Genomic DNA, 14,619 nt, shown 5'->3' on the forward strand with positions numbered 1-14,619 from the left:
AGCGAGCTTACTCGCGGCGGGTGGCCGCAATGCCGGCAACGGCCGCCTGATAAAGCGCGTCGAGGCCTTCGGTGCCGGAGACCTCCAGGTTCAGGTTCTTGATCAACCCATCCTTGAGGCCGTAGCACCAGGCATGCAGGGTGACGTTCTGGCCGCTCGCCCAGGCATCGAGCATCACGGTGGTCTGCGCAACGTTCATCACCTGCTCGATGGCGTTGAGTTCGCACAGCACGTCGTGGCGCCACGCCTGCGGCGTCGCGGCGATGAGCTCGCGGTGGCGGTCGCGCACATCCTTCACGTGGCGGATCCAGTTGTCCGCCAGGCCCACACGCACATCCTGCAGCGCGGCCAGCACGCCGCCGCACCCGTAATGGCCGACCACCATCAGGTGTTCGACCCGCAGTTGGTCAACCGCATACTGGATGGTGGAGAGACAGTTCAGATCGGTGGGCACCACCACATTGGCCACGTTGCGGTGCACGAACACCTCTCCGGGCTCCAATCCGGTGATCTGGTTGGCTGGCACGCGGCTGTCGGAACAGCCGACCCACATGTATTTGGGCTTTTGCTGTGCCATGAGGCCCGTGAAAAACCCGGGACGTTCCCGCTCCATCTGCGCTGCCCACGCACGGTTGTGGACGAAAAGTTGTTCGATGTCGGGAACGGCCATGTCAGTTCTTTCGAAGATTGTTCAACAAATCAGCATGTTTCCGCGAACAATTCGCGGCCGATTAGCATACGGCGAATTTCGCTGGTGCCGGCGCCGATCTCGTAGAGTTTTGCATCTCTCCACAACCGGCCCAACGGGTATTCGTTGATGTAACCGTTTCCGCCAAAAATCTGAACACCCTCGCCGGCCATCCAGGTGGCTTTTTCGGCGCACCACAGGATGACGGACGCGCAGTCCTTGCGCACCTGGCGCACATGGTCGGTCCCCAGCATGTCGAGGTTCTTCGCCACCGTGTAGGCAAACGAGCGGCCCGCCTGCAGCACCGTGTACATGTCGGCCACCTTGCCCTGGATCAGCTGGAACTCGCCGATGCTCTGGCCGAACTGCTTGCGGTCGTGGATGTAGGGCACCACGTTGTCCATGACCGCCTGCATGATCCCCAACGGCCCGCCGGTCAACACCGCCCGTTCGTAGTCGAGCCCGCTCATGAGAACCTTGGCACCACCGTTGACGGTGCCCAGGATCTGGCTCGCTGGAACTTCGACATTCTCGAACACCAACTCACCCGTGTGGCTTCCCCGCATGCCAAGCTTGTCGAGCTTTTGCGCAATGCTGAAGCCCTTCATTCCCTTTTCGATCAGGAAAGCCGTGACACCGCGTGCCCCCAGTTCGGGCTCCGTCTTGGCGTAAACCACCAGCGTGTCGGCGTCCGGGCCGTTGGTGATCCACATCTTGGTGCCGTTGAGCAGGTAATAGCCGCCTTTGTCTTCGGCCTTGAGCTTCATGCTGATCACATCGGAGCCGGCGCCCGGCTCGCTCATGGCCAGCGCGCCCACATGCTCGCCACTGATCAGGCCGGGCAGGTACTTGCGCTTTTGCTCTTCGGAACCGTTCCGGTTGATCTGGTTCACGCACAGATTGCTGTGGGCGCCGTAGGACAGGCCCACCGATGCGCTGGCCCGCGAAATTTCCTCCATCGCCACCATGTGCGCGAGATACCCCATATGCGCACCTCCGTACGCCTCCGGCACGGTGATGCCGAGCACGCCCAACTCGCCCATCTTGCGCCACAAGTCCATGGGGAACTGGTCGGTGCGATCGATCTCCGCCGCACGCGGTGCGATCTCGGCTTGCGCGAAATCGCGCACAGCATCGCGCAAGGCATCAATGTCTTCGCCCAGTTGGAAATTCAGGCCGGGAAGGCTGGCGAGGGTCATGGAGTCTCCTATTTTGGGAATTAATGAAGAAGAAGTTCAGCCGGCAATGCCATCGCGCCCGATGACGGACATGAGCGTGCAGCCCATGGTGGCGATCAGTTTTTCCTGGCTGCCGTCAACACCGTAGGCCCGGCCTTCGCACACCGTGATGGTCCGGCCCGGCTTGACGACACGGCCTTCCATGCGAAAGCGGGGCCCGCGCGCCGGCGCCAACAGGTTGATCTTGAATTCGATTGTCAACACCGCGGCCTCGTCAGGCATCAGGGTAAAGGCCGCGTATCCGCAGGCGGAATCCAGCGCGGCGGACACCATTCCCGCATGTAAAAAACCATGCTGTTGTGTCAGCGACGCGGCCCAGTCCAATTCGATGTCCACCTCGCCCGGGGCAATGTGCCCCAGCTGCGCGCCCAAAGTGCGCATGGCGCCCTGAAGGGCAAAACTCTGAGAAACGCGGTGCACATGGTCGGGATGGGCAGGTCAGACAGCGTGATCGGCATGGCTTGGCTGAGTTACGTTTACGTAAACGTCAATTATGGCCTATTTTGATGTTGCCCCCGTATTCCCGGCCCCGTCCTATTCGCAATAAAGCGCCTGATCCACCGATGGCTCCAGTCGCACGCAAGAAGGCCTGCGCTTCGCCATCCGTGAAGGCGGCCGTACCGTCGGCGCCGGCGTCGTGGCCAAGATCATTGCTTAAGCCTCAGGCACAAAGGAACTTGCCATGTCCAAGCAAAAAATCCGCATCCGCCTGAAGGCGTTTGATTACAAGCTGATCGACCAGTCCGCTGCCGAGATCGTTGATACCGCCAAGCGCACCGGCGCCATCGTCAAGGGCCCCGTGCCCCTGCCGACGCGCATGAAGCGTTTCGACATCCTGCGTTCGCCGCACGTCAACAAGACCAGCCGCGACCAGCTCGAAATCCGCACGCACCAGCGCCTGATGGACATCGTCGATCCGACGGACAAGACGGTGGACGCGCTGATGAAGCTCGACCTGCCGGCTGGCGTGGACGTCGAAATCAAGCTGCAGTAATTTAGCGGCTCTGGGGCGCGGCGGTTGCTGCGCGCCAACACATAACGCGGACTTGCTTGCAAAAGCAGCCCGCGTTATACTTTGCGGCTTCGCCTTTTTTGCGCTTTGCGTGACGGCGGCGGAGTTTTATCAACCTTCTTTCGCGCACGGCGGTGCAAACGTTGTGCAAACGCTTTGGCCAATTGAAGTCGAGGCGGTGAAAGTTTTGGAGAAAATCAATGAGTCAAAGCAACTCCCAAGGGTTGCTGGGCCGCAAGGTGGGCATGATGCGTCTGTTCACCGATGACGGGGACGCAGTGCCCGTCACGGTGGTGGATGTGTCCAACAACCGCGTGACCCAGGTTAAAACCCAAGAGAACGATGGCTACGTGGCCTTGCAGGTCACGTTTGGTTCGCGCAAGGCATCGCGTGTGACCAAGCCCGCAGCGGGCCATCTGGCAAAGGCCGGCGTCGAAGCCGGTGAAGTGATCCGCGAATTCCGCGTGACCGCTGACGTCGCCGCCCAGTACGCCGTCGGTTCCACCGTCCCCGTGACGCTGTTCACCGTGGGCCAGAAGGTGGACGTGCAAGGCACGTCGATCGGCAAGGGTTACGCTGGCACGATCAAGCGCCACAACATGGCCTCGCAGCGCGCATCGCACGGTAACAGCCGTTCGCACAATGTGCCTGGCTCCATCGGTATGGCACAAGACCCCGGTCGCGTGTTCCCCGGTAAGCGCATGACCGGCCACCTGGGCGATGTCACCAAGACCACGCAAAACCTCGATGTCATCCGCATCGACGAAGCGCGTCAACTGCTCTTGATCAAGGGCGCCATTCCGGGCTCCAAGGGCGGGTTCGTGACGGTGCGTCCGGCAGTCAAGGCCAAAGCTTCCAAGGGAGCGAACTAATGCAGCTCGAACTCCTGAATGACCAAGGCCAGGCCGCATCGAAGTTCGATGCGCCCGAAACCGTGTTCGGTCGCGAATACAACGAAGATCTGGTTCACCAGATCGTGGTGGCTTACCAGGCCAATGCCCGCCAGGGCACGCGTGCTCAAAAAGACCGCGAGCAGGTCAAGCACTCCACCAAGAAGCCCTTCAAGCAAAAAGGCACCGGCCGCGCTCGCGCTGGTATGACCTCCTCGCCTCTGTGGCGTGGGGGCGGTCGCATCTTCCCGAATCTGCCTGAAGAAAACTTCACGCAGAAGATCAACAAGAAGATGTACCGCGCTGGTATGGCTGCGATCTTTTCGCAGCTGGCCCGTGAAGGCCGTCTGGCCGTGGTGGACTCGCTGACGCTGGAAAGCCCCAAGACCAAGGTGCTCGCCGACAAGTTCAAGGCGATGAACCTGCAGTCGGTGATGGTGATCGCCGACGAAGTGGACGAAAACCTGTACCTTGCTTCGCGCAATCTGAAGAACGTGTTCATCGTTGAACCCCGTTACGCAGACCCCGTGTCGCTGGTGCACTACAAGAAAGTGCTCGTCACCAAGGGCGCGATCGACAAACTCAAGGAGATGTTCGCATGAGCACGCCCAAGTTTGACGAAGGTCGTCTGATGCAAGTGCTGGTCGCTCCCATCGTGTCCGAAAAGGCCACCATGGTTGCCGAGAAGTCCAATGCTGTGACGTTCAAGGTGCTGCAGAACGCAACCAAGCCAGAAATCAAGGCCGCTGTGGAATTGATGTTCAAGGTCGAGGTCAAGGGCGTCTCTGTGGTGAACACCAAAGGCAAGGCCAAGCGTTTTGGCAAGACCATGGGCCGCCGCGACAACGTGCGCAAGGCTTATGTCACGCTGCAACCAGGTCAAGAGCTGAACCTGTCCGGGGAGGCCGCGTAATCATGGCCGTCATCAAAATGAAACCCACTTCGCCCGGCCAACGCGCTGTGGTGAAGGTTACCCGTGACCACCTGTACAAGGGTGAAGCGTATGCACCGCTGCTGGAGCCTCAGTTCCAGAAGGCCGGTCGCAACAACAACGGTCACATCACGACCCGCCACAAGGGCGGCGGTCACAAGCACCACTACCGCGTGGTGGATTTCGTCCGCAACAAGGATGGCATCCCCGCTAAGGTCGAGCGCATTGAATACGATCCGAACCGTACGGCCCACATCGCTCTGGTGTGCTATGCCGACGGCGAGCGCCGTTACATCATTGCCCCCCGTGGTCTGGAAGTCGGCAGCACGCTCCTGAGCGGCTCCGAAGCCCCGATCCGTGCAGGCAACACGCTGCCGATCCGCAACATCCCCGTGGGTTCGACCATCCACTGCATCGAGCTCAAGCCCGGTGCCGGTGCGCAGATCGCACGCTCGGCAGGTGCTTCCGCAACGCTGCTGGCCCGTGAAGGCACGTACGCCCAGGTGCGCATGCGCTCTGGCGAAGTGCGCAAGATCCACATCGAGTGCCGTGCAACCATCGGCGAAGTCGCCAACGAAGAGCACAGCCTGCGCCAACTCGGCAAGGCCGGTGTGAAGCGCTGGATGGGTATTCGCCCAACGGTTCGTGGCGTGGCCATGAACCCGGTGGATCACCCGCACGGTGGTGGCGAAGGCCGCACCGGCGAAGGCCGCCATGCAGTCGATCCTTGGGGCAATCTGACCAAGGGTTATCGCACCCGCAACAACAAGCGCACACAAGTGATGATTGTGTCGCGTCGCAAGAAGTAAGGGATAACAAATGACTCGCTCTCTCAAAAAGGGTCCGTTTGTTGACCACCACTTGATGGCAAAGGTCGAAAAGGCCATTGCGACCAAGGACAAGAAACCAGTCAAGACTTGGTCGCGTCGCTCCATGGTTCTGCCCGATTTCATCGGTCTGACCATTGCCGTGCACAACGGCAAGCAGCACGTACCGGTGTATGTCACCGACCAGATGGTGGGCCACAAGCTGGGCGAATTCGCCCTGACGCGCACCTTCAAGGGTCACCCCGCGGACAAGAAAGTCCAGAAGAAGTAAGGAACGACCATGTCTGAAACACGTGCAGTCCTCCGGGGCGTCCGTCTGTCGGTCGACAAGGGCCGTCTGGTCGCTGATCTGATCCGCGGCAAGAAGGTCGACCAGGCTCTGAACATCCTGACGTTCACGCAGAAAAAAGCTGCAGGAATCGTCAAGAAGGTGCTGGAGTCCGCCATCGCCAACGCTGAGCACAACGACGGCGCCGACATCGACGAACTGAAGGTCAAGACCATCTACGTCGAACAAGGCACCACGCTCAAGCGTTTCACCGCGCGCGCCAAAGGCCGCGGCAATCGCATCAGCAAGCCCACGTGCCATGTGTACGTGACGGTTGGCAACTGAAGGCCCGAGGAAGACTATGGGACAGAAAATCCATCCTACCGGCTTCCGCCTGGCGGTCAGCCGCAACTGGGCCAGCCGTTGGTACGCGAGCAACCGTGACTTCGCCGGCATGCTGGCCGAAGACATCAAGGTGCGCGAATACCTGAAGGCCAAGCTGAAGAACGCTGCCGTCTCGCGCATCCTGATCGAGCGCCCCGCCAAGAATGCCCGCATCACCATCTACTCGGCACGTCCGGGCGTGGTGATCGGCAAGAAGGGCGAAGACATCGAGAACCTGAAGAAGGAACTCGCTACGCGTCTGGGCGTGCCGGTTGCAGTGAACATCGAAGAAGTGCGCAAGCCCGAAATCGATGCCAAGCTGATCGCCGACAGCATCACGCAACAGCTGGAAAAGCGGATCATGTTCCGCCGCGCCATGAAGCGCGCCATGCAAAACGCCATGCGTCTGGGTGCCCAGGGCATCAAGATCATGTCGTCCGGCCGTCTGAACGGGATTGAAATCGCCCGTTGCGAGTGGTACCGCGAAGGTCGCGTGCCGCTTCACACCCTGCGCGCTGACATCGACTACGGCACGTCCGAAGCCAAGACCACCTACGGCGTCATCGGCGTCAAGGTCTGGGTCTATAAGGGCGATACGCTGGGCCGCAACGATCTGCCCGCAGTGGAAACACCGCGTCCAGAAGAAGAGCGTCGTCCCCGTGGCCCGCGTCGCGATGGCCGCCCAGGTGGCGATCGTCCGGGTGCAGGCCGTGGTGGTCCACGCCGTCCAGCCGGTGCCAATGCGGCACCTGCAGACGGTAGCGACAAGCCCGCCGGTGCCGGTGGCGCCGATAACACCGCCGTTAAGCGCGTTCGCAAGGTTGACGCGCCCGCTACAGCAGCGGACGGCAAAGGAGAATAAAGATGCTGCAACCCGCTCGCCGCAAGTACCGCAAAGAGCAGAAGGGCCGTAACACCGGCGTTGCCACCCGTGGCAATTCGGTGGCCTTCGGTGACTTCGGCCTGAAGTGCACGGACCGTGGTCGCCTGACGGCCCGCCAGATCGAGGCCGCACGCCGTGCGATCTCCCGTCACGTGAAGCGTGGCGGCCGTATCTGGATCCGCGTGTTCCCCGACAAGCCGATCTCTACCAAGCCCGCCGAAGTTCGGATGGGTAACGGTAAGGGCAACCCCGAGTATTACGTGGCTGAAATTCAGCCCGGCAAGGTGGTGTTCGAGATCGTCGGTGTGCCTGAAGAACTGGCCCGTGAAGCGTTCCGCCTGGCTGCTGCCAAGCTGCCGCTGCGCACCACGTTCGTGGCTCGTCAAATTGGCGCTTAAATTCAGGAGAATCGAAATGACGAAAGCTGCTGAACTGCGCCAAAAAGACGTCGCTGGCATCGAAACCGAAATCAAGTCCTTGCAAAAGGCCCACTTCGGTCTGCGCATGCAGAAGGCCACGCAACAACTGGCAAACACCAATACGCTGCGTATCACCCGTCGGGATATCGCTCGTGCCAAGACCATTCTTGCTGAAAAGCAAGCCGCCAAGTAAGGAGCCCACATGACGGAAGCTAAAAAATCCCTCAAGCGCACCTTGATTGGCAAGGTGGTCAGCGACAAGCGTACGAAAACCGTGACCGTGCTGGTCGAGCGCCGTGTGAAGCACGAGCTCTACGGCAAGATCGTGGCGAAATCCAGCAAGTACCACGCCCATGACGAAAAGGGCGAATACAAGTTGGGTGACACCATCGAGATCACGGAAAGCCGTCCGATCTCCAAGACCAAGAACTGGGTTGCCACCCGTCTGGTCCAGAAGGCCGCACTGGTCTGATTGGCAGATCCTTACAAGCCCTACGGGCTTGTTGGCTGCAAAGCCGCTCAAAACGACCCACAATGCTGGGTCGTTTTGTTTTTTGGGGCCCGCGTTCTGCAGGTCCCTCATTCCACCCCCTAGGAGCCCAGCATGATCAAAGTCGGTGAAACCCTGCCCGCCATCACCTTGATGGAGTATTCCGAAGTCGAAGGCGACGGTTGCAGCCTCGGCCCCAACCCTGTCGCGGTGGACCAGGCCACCACCGGCAAGACCATCGCGCTGTTTGCCGTGCCAGGTGCCTTCACGCCAACCTGTTCCGCCAAGCATGTTCCCGGATATGTGGAGCAGGCCGAGGCTTTCAAGGCCGCGGGTGTGGACGAGATCTGGTGCCTAAGCGTGAATGACGCGTTCGTGATGGGTGCCTGGGCGCGCGATCAGAAGACGCAGGGCAAGGTACGCATGCTGGCGGACGGCGATGCCGCTTTTGCCAAGGCCACGGGCCTGACGCTGGATTTGAACGGCAAGGGCCTGGGCCTGCGCAGCAATCGCTATTCGATGCTGGTGAAAGATGGCAAGGTGGCATCACTGAACATCGAAGCGCCCGGCAAGTTCGAAGTGAGCGACGCGGCAACGCTACTGGCACAGGCCAAGGGCTGAACGCACAAGGTGCCGCTGGCTGGGGATGGGAGAGGAGATTTCCCATCCCGCGTCCAGCGCCATGCGGTTTGCTGGGTGACCTCACAGCAGGCGTTGTGTGGTGATGGCAGCACGGTCCCCAGAGGCGGAGCACTGCCCTTTGTGCCCAGCCAACACGCTGGTCATGGCGGCCCGGCATCGGGTGCTCCGTCCCGGCGCCTGCTCGCCGTGCATTAATCGATATCCGCCTTGAGGTAGTGCGAGCCTGCGATGGGGTTGTGATAGTAGGGCGGGATTTCTTCGAAGCCCAAGTCGGCATACAGCGCACGGGCCGATTCCATGCCATCGAGCGTATCGAGCAGCACGCAGGCATATCCCGCTTGCCGCGCGGCATCGAGAATGGCCTCTGCCAGTTGCCGGCCGAGGCCGAAACCGCGGAATGCCTTGCGCACATACAGGCGCTTCATTTCGCTGGCGTTGGGGTAATCGGCGTTGTCCATGGGGCGCAGGGCACAGCAGCCCGCGATGGCACCGTCCACTTCCGCCAGCAGGATCTGGCCACGCGGCGGTGCATAGTCCGCCGGCAGGGTGGCCAGTTCGGCCTCGAAGTTCTGGAAATACAGGTCGATGCCCAAGCTGTCGGCATATTCCCGGAAGATGTCGCGCACAGCGTCCATCTCGGCAGGAAGGGTCGGCGTCAGCAGGGCCACGGAGGGCTGGTCCACAGGCGGTTGCTAGGAACGAAGGAGTTGCCAGTGTAGCGGGCTCTGCCCGGCCCCTTCAAGCGGCGGTTGGCCGCCCAAGCCGTGTAGCGAGGGTCAGGTCTCTGCCAGCAGGCGCTCGATGAGCCGATGGAGCTCGGGGAAGTCGGGAGCCCCGACATAGGTCTTGACGATCTCGCCGCGCTTGTTGACGATGAAGGTGGACGGGGTGAGCTTGACGTCACCCCAGGCCTGGGCCACCGCGCCGGTGTTGTCGATGGCAACCTTGAACGGCAGTTGGCGGGTTTCGGCGAAATTCACCACATAGCTCGGTGGGTCGTAGCTCATGGCGACGGCCAAGGTGTCGAAGCCCTGTGCCCGGTACTTCTGGTAGGTCGCCACGACCTCGGGCATCTCGGCCACGCAGGTGACGCAACTGGTGGCCCAGAAGTTGACCAGGGTGACCTGGCCGTGCAGATCGGCGGTGGTCTTCTTGGAGCCGTCCAGCAGCACAAAGGTCGACTGCGGTGCCTGGGACGTGCCGGCGCCCAGGAACACGAAGGCGCCGATGCCTGCGAATGCCGCCACTGCCGCGGCGCCCAACCAATGCTTGATGCCCATTGCGCTCTTTCCACCTGTGTCTGCACGGTGCGTGCAGCTGTCTGTCGACATTTTGCCGGACGGTCCGGATCTTGGGGGTGATGGAGCGCAAGGCCCTGCGAAAGTTCGCTGATCCTGCGAAGCCGAAGCCCCGGACCGGCTTGCCACGGCAGGCCTATTGCGGCACTCCGGATAATGCGCGGATGCATTGCCCAATTGGTATCGCCTCTGCGCTGGCCCTGCTGCTCGCCGGCTGCAGCCCCGCGCTGAACTGGCGCAGCGTGCCACTCGAAAGCGCCGGCCTCACGGTGCTGCTGCCTTGCAAGCCGGATCATGCGACACGTTCGGTGGATCTGGGTGGGCGGCCCGCGGATCTGGCCATGGTGGGCTGCGAGGCCGATGGCGCGACGTTTGCCGTTTCGCACATGGTGGTCGAAGACCCCTCGCAGGCGGGCGCTGTCCTCGCGCAGTGGCGGGCGGCGGTGCTGGCACGCATGCAGGCGCCGGCGGCAGGGGATGCCGAGGCCGGTGCTGTTGCCTTCGTGCCGGCCGGTGCCCTGGCCCTGCCGCAGTCGGTGCGGCTGCAAGCCCAGGGGCGGCGCAGCGACGGCGGTGCGGTGATCGCGCAAGCCGTCTGGTTTGCCCGCATGGAAGGGCGGCAGGCGCGCCTGTACCATGCGGTGGTCTATACGGACGCCCCGCGCATGGCGGTCGCGGACACGTTCTTTGCCGGACTGGCGCTGCCATGATCGGGGTCGCCTCTGCTTCCTCAGGCCTTGCGCGCGGGCTGCGAATGCCCAGCGAAGGTTGCACGCGGCGCCATAATGCGGTTCACTCCATCGCCCCATGAGCACGCGCATCCTCATCATTGCCCACTCCCCGCTGGCCCATGCGCTGCGCGAGTGCGCTCTCCATGTTTTCCCCGACTGCGGCGACGAGGTACTCGCGTTCGACGTGCATCCCCACACGCCGCCCGAAGAGACCCTGGCCACCGCCCGCATCCTGCTGGCTTCGCACGACGGCGATTCGCCCACTCTGGTGCTGACCGACGTGTTCGGCGCCACCCCATGCAATGTCGCGCAGCGCCTGGTGGATGGCGAGCACTCACGGCTGGTCACCGGCGTGAATCTGCCCATGCTGCTGCGCACCGTGAGCTACCGGCATGAACCGCTGGAGGCGCTCGTTTCGCGCGCGGTGGTTGGCGGCACCCAGGGCGTGATGCAGGTGGCGATCTCGGCCCCGCAGAACCAGATACGACGTTCCCACCATGATCAAGACGACCATCACCATCAGCAATAAGCTGGGCCTGCACGCCCGGGCGTCCGCCAAGCTCACGAAGCTGGCAGGCAGTTTTCCGTGCGATGTCTGGCTGGCCAAGGGCGAGCGGCGCATCAATGCCAAGAGCATCATGGGCGTCATGATGCTGGCCGCCGGGCTGGGCTCGACGGTCGAGTTGGAGACCAACGGCGCGCAGGAGCAGGAAGCCATGGATGCGCTTCGGGCCTTGATCGACGGCAAGTTCGGCGAAGGGGAGTGATGTGCGGGCCGCGCTGATCGCCTGCCGCGCCGCCTGCCAGCCTGCGCATGCCGCGGACAGGTCCGGAGCGCCAGCGCCATGACGTTCGCCGTCCACGGTCTGGCGGTCGCCCGCGGCATTGCCATCGGGCGCGCCGTGCTGGTCGCATCGAGCCGCGTGGACGTGGCGCACTATTTCATCGAGGCGGACCAGGTCGGCGCGGAGATCGTGCGCGTGCGCAACGGCCGCAACGCGGTGGTGGAGGAACTGCAGCGCCTGCAGGCCGAGATGCCGCACGATGCGCCCCCCGAGTTGGCGGCGCTGCTCGACGTGCACATGATGCTGCTGCAGGACGAGGCGCTGGTGAGCGGCGTCAAGCATTGGATCACCGACCGCCTCTACAACGCCGAATGGGCGCTGACCACCCAGCTGGAGGTCATCGCGCGGCAGTTCGACGAGATGGAGGACGAGTACCTGCGTGAGCGCAAGGCCGATCTGGAGCAGGTGGTGGAGCGCGTCCTGCGCCACATGAAAGGCGTGGCCAGCCCGGTGGCGCCGCCGCCCAGCAGCCCCCGCCGCAGCAACCAGCAGGACCTGCTGCTGGACGACACGGTGGACGTGCCTCTCGTGCTGGTGGCCCACGACCTGTCGCCAGCCGACATGCTGCAGTTCAAGAAGAGCGTGTTTGCCGGTTTCGTGACGGACGTGGGCGGCAAGACCTCGCACACGGCCATCGTGGCGCGCAGCATGGACATCCCCGCGGTGGTGGGCGCGCGGGCCGCCAGCCAGCTGGTGCGGCAGGACGACTGGGTCATCATCGACGGCGATGCCGGCGTGATGATCGTGGACCCGTCGCCCATCATCCTGGCCGAATACGGTTTTCGCCAGCGCCAGACCACGCTGGAGCGCGAGCGCCTGTCGCGCCTGCGCCATACGCCAGCGGTCACGCTGGATGGGCAGAAGATCGAGCTGCTGGCCAACATCGAGCAGCCTGCCGACGCGGCCGCTGCGCTGCGCGGCGGCGCTGCGGGCGTGGGCCTGTTCCGCAGCGAATTCATGTTCATGGGACGCAACGGTAACCTGCCTGGCGAGGAGGAGCAGTACCAGGCCTACCGCGAGGCGGTACAGGGCATGAACGGCATGCCCGTCACGCTGCGCACCATCGACGTGGGGGCCGACAAGCCGCTCGACAAAGGCTACAAGGACAGCTACCTGAACCCCGCGCTCGGCCTGCGTGCCATCCGCTGGAGCCTGGCCGATCCGGCCATGTTCCGCACGCAGCTGCGCGCCGTGCTGCGTGCGGCCGTGCATGGCCCGGTGAACCTGCTGTTCCCGATGCTCGCGCACGTGAGTGAGATCCAGCAGACCCTCGCCCAGGTGGAAATGGCCCGCGCCGAGCTGGAGGCGCGCGGCGTGCCGCATGGGCCGGTGCAACTGGGGGCGATGATCGAGGTGCCGGCCGCCGCGCTCATGGTGCGCAGCTTCCTGAAGTATTTCGACTTCCTGTCGATCGGCACCAACGACCTGATCCAGTACACCCTGGCCATCGACCGCGCCGACGAGGCCGTGGCCCACCTCTACGATCCCCTGCACCCCGCCGTGCTGCAGCTGGTGGCCCAGGTGATTGCCGAGGGCGAGCGCCAGGGCAAGAGCGTGTGCGTGTGCGGCGAGACGGCGGGTGACGTCTCCATGACGCGGCTGCTACTGGGCCTGGGCCTGCGCAGCTTTTCCATGCACCCGGCGCAGATCCTCGCGGTCAAGCAGGAGGTGCTGCGCGCCGACACCCGCAAGCTCGGGCCGTGGGCGCAGGGCGTGCTTGCCTCGGACGACCCGGCCGCGCTGCTGGCCGAATAATTTGCTATAAATTTAATAGCTAAAGAGGCAATGAATCTCCTGGCGTCGGCCTGTTTGACCAGATGCCGCTGCGCCAGCCTTGCCGGCGGCGCTTCCGTCAGAAAACCTGGGCCAGCGTGACGATGAGGCGCCCTTTGTTGGGCGAGTAGCGCGCGGCATCCGCTGCCGGGCCGGTAGCGGCCGCATAGGCGGCCTGCCGGTTGGCCCCCTGCAATGCCCCGGTGAGCGAGAGCCCGCCGCCGAAGTCGTAGGCCGCACCGACCTGGTAATCGACGTAGCTGGGCCATCCCAGGCGGCGGATGTCTCCGGCCATTCGCGTATAGCCGATGGCGGCCTTCAAGCTGAGCTGCGCGCCCAGCGCGTGGCTGTACGCCAGGTTCACATAGCCCGTGTTGCGCCCCGACAGGCCCGAGCCCGTCCGGGCGCCCGCATAGCCGAAATAGTCGTCCGACACGGTGTGCGAGTACTTGAGCGTGAACGTGCCCAGGGCTTCGTCGGCATGGGTGGCGCTGGCATACAGCTCGGTGGTGTTGCCGCTGCGGTTGCCGGGGTAGAGGTAGGCGAGGGCGCCCACGTCGAGATCGGTGGCACCGGCCTTCCATTTGTAGCCGCCGTAGAGGTCGCTCTCCAGGCGGTTGCCGCGCAGCCAGTTCACGCTGGCGTTCCAGCTGCCGATGTACCAGCCACTGTCGCCGAAGGCGTAGTCGACGCCGCCCTGCACCGCCGGCTTGAAGGCGCCGGTCTTGGCGAACTGGTTCGAACGGAGCATGTCCTGGTCCTGCCCGCGGAACTTGTAGTTCGAGGTGAGGGCGAGGTTGCCCGTGAACTGGGCGTGGGCCAGCAGCGGCAGGGCCGCGCACAGGGCGGCGGCCAGGGGAAGGGCTCTGAAAACGGGGAAAGGGGTCATGGCTTCACGCGGTCGTTGGAAAAGCGCAAAGCGTAGGCAGGCACCCGTAAAAACGGTGTCAAAAGCATGGCACCGCCCATCAAGAATCGGTAACGGCACCCCGCCGCCACGCATTTTTACGGCGCGTTTACGCCCCGTGCCCCAGTCTGTGCACCCTTTTTACGGGCACCTTCCGAGAATCGATTCCATCGTTTTGATGCAGGAGTGAGAGATGGACATCGTGTGGATTGCAGCGCTGGTGGCGCTGTGGGTGGCCATGGCGGAGGCCGTGGTGCTGCTGGGCCGGTTCGACGGCCCCAAGGGGGCATCGCGGTGATCGCGCTCGACGTGCTCTACGGCTTCGGCGCCATCGTGGCCGTCGTCCTGTTCGCGTACCTGGTGTTCGCGCTCATCTGCGCCGAGGAGTTCTGA

23 protein-coding genes and 1 pseudogene are annotated in these 14,619 nt (G+C 63.2%); 18 read left to right on the forward strand and 6 right to left on the reverse strand.

Translation table 11 applies throughout. The annotated features are described in order from the left end of the window. Positions 1–7 precede the first annotated feature (7 nt). From can to R1Z03_RS17935, 3 genes are read right to left on the reverse strand one after another with little or no spacing between them, the layout of a single operon-like run. Positions 8–670 (reverse strand): carbonate dehydratase, encoded by a 663-nt coding sequence (can, locus tag R1Z03_RS17925; protein WP_284429607.1) that lies wholly within the window; start codon positions 668–670, stop codon positions 8–10. A 29-nt stretch (positions 671–699) separates the two neighbouring features. Continuing rightward, on the reverse strand, positions 700–1,887 hold the full coding sequence (locus R1Z03_RS17930) for an isovaleryl-CoA dehydrogenase (protein WP_317353526.1): 1,188 nt from the start codon (positions 1,885–1,887) through the stop codon (positions 700–702). A gap of 36 nt (positions 1,888–1,923) precedes the next feature. Further along, positions 1,924–2,307, reverse strand: coding sequence for a PaaI family thioesterase (locus tag R1Z03_RS17935; protein WP_372588166.1), 384 nt, complete (start codon positions 2,305–2,307; stop codon positions 1,924–1,926). Positions 2,308–2,506: 199 nt separating this feature from the next. Between R1Z03_RS17935 and R1Z03_RS17940 the strand changes: the two are divergent. The 13 genes and pseudogenes from R1Z03_RS17940 to R1Z03_RS18000 form a co-directional block, all read left to right on the forward strand. Further along, positions 2,507–2,584, forward strand: a pseudogene (locus R1Z03_RS17940) (elongation factor Tu); the annotation flags it as partial. A 24-nt stretch (positions 2,585–2,608) separates the two neighbouring features. After that, entirely contained in the window at positions 2,609–2,920 is a 312-nt protein-coding gene (gene rpsJ, locus R1Z03_RS17945; RefSeq protein WP_005796953.1) for a 30S ribosomal protein S10, read from the forward strand. Between the two features lie 218 nt (positions 2,921–3,138). Then, the gene (gene rplC / locus R1Z03_RS17950; RefSeq protein ID WP_272549647.1) at positions 3,139–3,810 is read left to right on the forward strand and encodes a 50S ribosomal protein L3; all 672 of its coding nucleotides are present in this window, start codon (positions 3,139–3,141) and stop codon (positions 3,808–3,810) included. Then, positions 3,810–4,430 carry a 50S ribosomal protein L4 gene (gene rplD / locus R1Z03_RS17955; protein WP_092745107.1) on the forward strand — a complete coding sequence of 207 codons (621 nt, stop codon included), beginning with the start codon at positions 3,810–3,812 and terminating at the stop codon, positions 4,428–4,430. Before rplC ends, rplD begins: the two co-directional genes overlap by 1 nt. Beyond that, positions 4,427–4,741 (forward strand): 50S ribosomal protein L23, encoded by a 315-nt coding sequence (gene rplW, locus R1Z03_RS17960; protein ID WP_272549645.1) that lies wholly within the window; start codon positions 4,427–4,429, stop codon positions 4,739–4,741. The genes rplD and rplW overlap by 4 nt, the downstream gene beginning before the upstream one ends. Positions 4,742–4,743: 2 nt before the next feature. After that, positions 4,744–5,568 carry a 50S ribosomal protein L2 gene (gene rplB, locus R1Z03_RS17965; RefSeq protein WP_092745109.1) on the forward strand — a complete coding sequence of 275 codons (825 nt, stop codon included), beginning with the start codon at positions 4,744–4,746 and terminating at the stop codon, positions 5,566–5,568. Between the two features lie 10 nt (positions 5,569–5,578). Next, positions 5,579–5,857 (forward strand): 30S ribosomal protein S19, encoded by a 279-nt coding sequence (gene rpsS, locus R1Z03_RS17970; RefSeq protein WP_272565826.1) that lies wholly within the window; start codon positions 5,579–5,581, stop codon positions 5,855–5,857. A 9-nt stretch (positions 5,858–5,866) separates the two neighbouring features. After that, entirely contained in the window at positions 5,867–6,199 is a 333-nt protein-coding gene (rplV, locus tag R1Z03_RS17975) for a 50S ribosomal protein L22 (RefSeq protein ID WP_005796970.1), read from the forward strand. Between the two features lie 16 nt (positions 6,200–6,215). Further along, positions 6,216–7,100, forward strand: coding sequence for a 30S ribosomal protein S3 (gene rpsC / locus R1Z03_RS17980; RefSeq protein ID WP_272565825.1), 885 nt, complete (start codon positions 6,216–6,218; stop codon positions 7,098–7,100). A 2-nt stretch (positions 7,101–7,102) separates the two neighbouring features. Beyond that, positions 7,103–7,519, forward strand: a complete 417-nt coding sequence (gene rplP, locus R1Z03_RS17985; protein WP_056662458.1) for a 50S ribosomal protein L16 — start codon at positions 7,103–7,105, stop codon at positions 7,517–7,519. Between the two features lie 16 nt (positions 7,520–7,535). After that, a complete protein-coding gene (gene rpmC, locus R1Z03_RS17990) occupies positions 7,536–7,733 on the forward strand; it encodes a 50S ribosomal protein L29 (RefSeq protein ID WP_272549639.1) in 198 nt (65 codons plus the stop codon). A gap of 9 nt (positions 7,734–7,742) precedes the next feature. Further along, positions 7,743–8,012 carry a 30S ribosomal protein S17 gene (rpsQ, locus tag R1Z03_RS17995; RefSeq protein WP_092745113.1) on the forward strand — a complete coding sequence of 90 codons (270 nt, stop codon included), beginning with the start codon at positions 7,743–7,745 and terminating at the stop codon, positions 8,010–8,012. A 132-nt stretch (positions 8,013–8,144) separates the two neighbouring features. Beyond that, the gene (locus R1Z03_RS18000) at positions 8,145–8,651 is read left to right on the forward strand and encodes a peroxiredoxin (RefSeq protein WP_272565822.1); all 507 of its coding nucleotides are present in this window, start codon (positions 8,145–8,147) and stop codon (positions 8,649–8,651) included. A 212-nt stretch (positions 8,652–8,863) separates the two neighbouring features. Here the strand turns inward: R1Z03_RS18000 and R1Z03_RS18005 are convergent, their stop codons facing one another. Both R1Z03_RS18005 and R1Z03_RS18010 read right to left on the reverse strand, forming a co-directional pair. Then, complete coding sequence (locus R1Z03_RS18005; protein WP_284394511.1) at positions 8,864–9,355, reverse strand: GNAT family N-acetyltransferase; 492 nt, start codon at positions 9,353–9,355, stop codon at positions 8,864–8,866. A 93-nt stretch (positions 9,356–9,448) separates the two neighbouring features. Beyond that, complete coding sequence (locus R1Z03_RS18010; RefSeq protein ID WP_272565820.1) at positions 9,449–9,952, reverse strand: TlpA disulfide reductase family protein; 504 nt, start codon at positions 9,950–9,952, stop codon at positions 9,449–9,451. A gap of 182 nt (positions 9,953–10,134) precedes the next feature. Here R1Z03_RS18010 and R1Z03_RS18015 point away from each other — a divergent pair, with 182 nt between their 5' ends. The 4 genes from R1Z03_RS18015 (at position 10,135) to ptsP (ending at position 13,301) form a co-directional block, all read left to right on the forward strand. Next, a complete protein-coding gene (locus R1Z03_RS18015) occupies positions 10,135–10,680 on the forward strand; it encodes a hypothetical protein (protein WP_317360417.1) in 546 nt (181 codons plus the stop codon). A gap of 97 nt (positions 10,681–10,777) precedes the next feature. Beyond that, positions 10,778–11,230 carry a PTS sugar transporter subunit IIA gene (locus R1Z03_RS18020; protein WP_284430960.1) on the forward strand — a complete coding sequence of 151 codons (453 nt, stop codon included), beginning with the start codon at positions 10,778–10,780 and terminating at the stop codon, positions 11,228–11,230. Next, the gene (locus R1Z03_RS18025) at positions 11,199–11,468 is read left to right on the forward strand and encodes an HPr family phosphocarrier protein (protein WP_272549631.1); all 270 of its coding nucleotides are present in this window, start codon (positions 11,199–11,201) and stop codon (positions 11,466–11,468) included. Before R1Z03_RS18020 ends, R1Z03_RS18025 begins: the two co-directional genes overlap by 32 nt. Positions 11,469–11,546: 78 nt before the next feature. Further along, a complete protein-coding gene (gene ptsP / locus R1Z03_RS18030; RefSeq protein ID WP_284394498.1) occupies positions 11,547–13,301 on the forward strand; it encodes a phosphoenolpyruvate--protein phosphotransferase in 1,755 nt (584 codons plus the stop codon). A gap of 97 nt (positions 13,302–13,398) precedes the next feature. Here the strand turns inward: ptsP and R1Z03_RS18035 are convergent, their stop codons facing one another. Continuing rightward, entirely contained in the window at positions 13,399–14,208 is an 810-nt protein-coding gene (locus tag R1Z03_RS18035; RefSeq protein ID WP_317353582.1) for a TorF family putative porin, read from the reverse strand. A gap of 312 nt (positions 14,209–14,520) precedes the next feature. On the opposite strand from R1Z03_RS18035, the gene kdpF reads away from it, so the two are divergent. Further along, positions 14,521–14,619 (forward strand): K(+)-transporting ATPase subunit F, encoded by a 99-nt coding sequence (gene kdpF, locus R1Z03_RS18040; protein ID WP_272565812.1) that lies wholly within the window; start codon positions 14,521–14,523, stop codon positions 14,617–14,619.

It is taken from the genome of Acidovorax sp. BLS4, from assembly GCF_032929295.1.
Lineage (GTDB): Bacteria > Pseudomonadota > Gammaproteobacteria > Burkholderiales > Burkholderiaceae_C > Paracidovorax.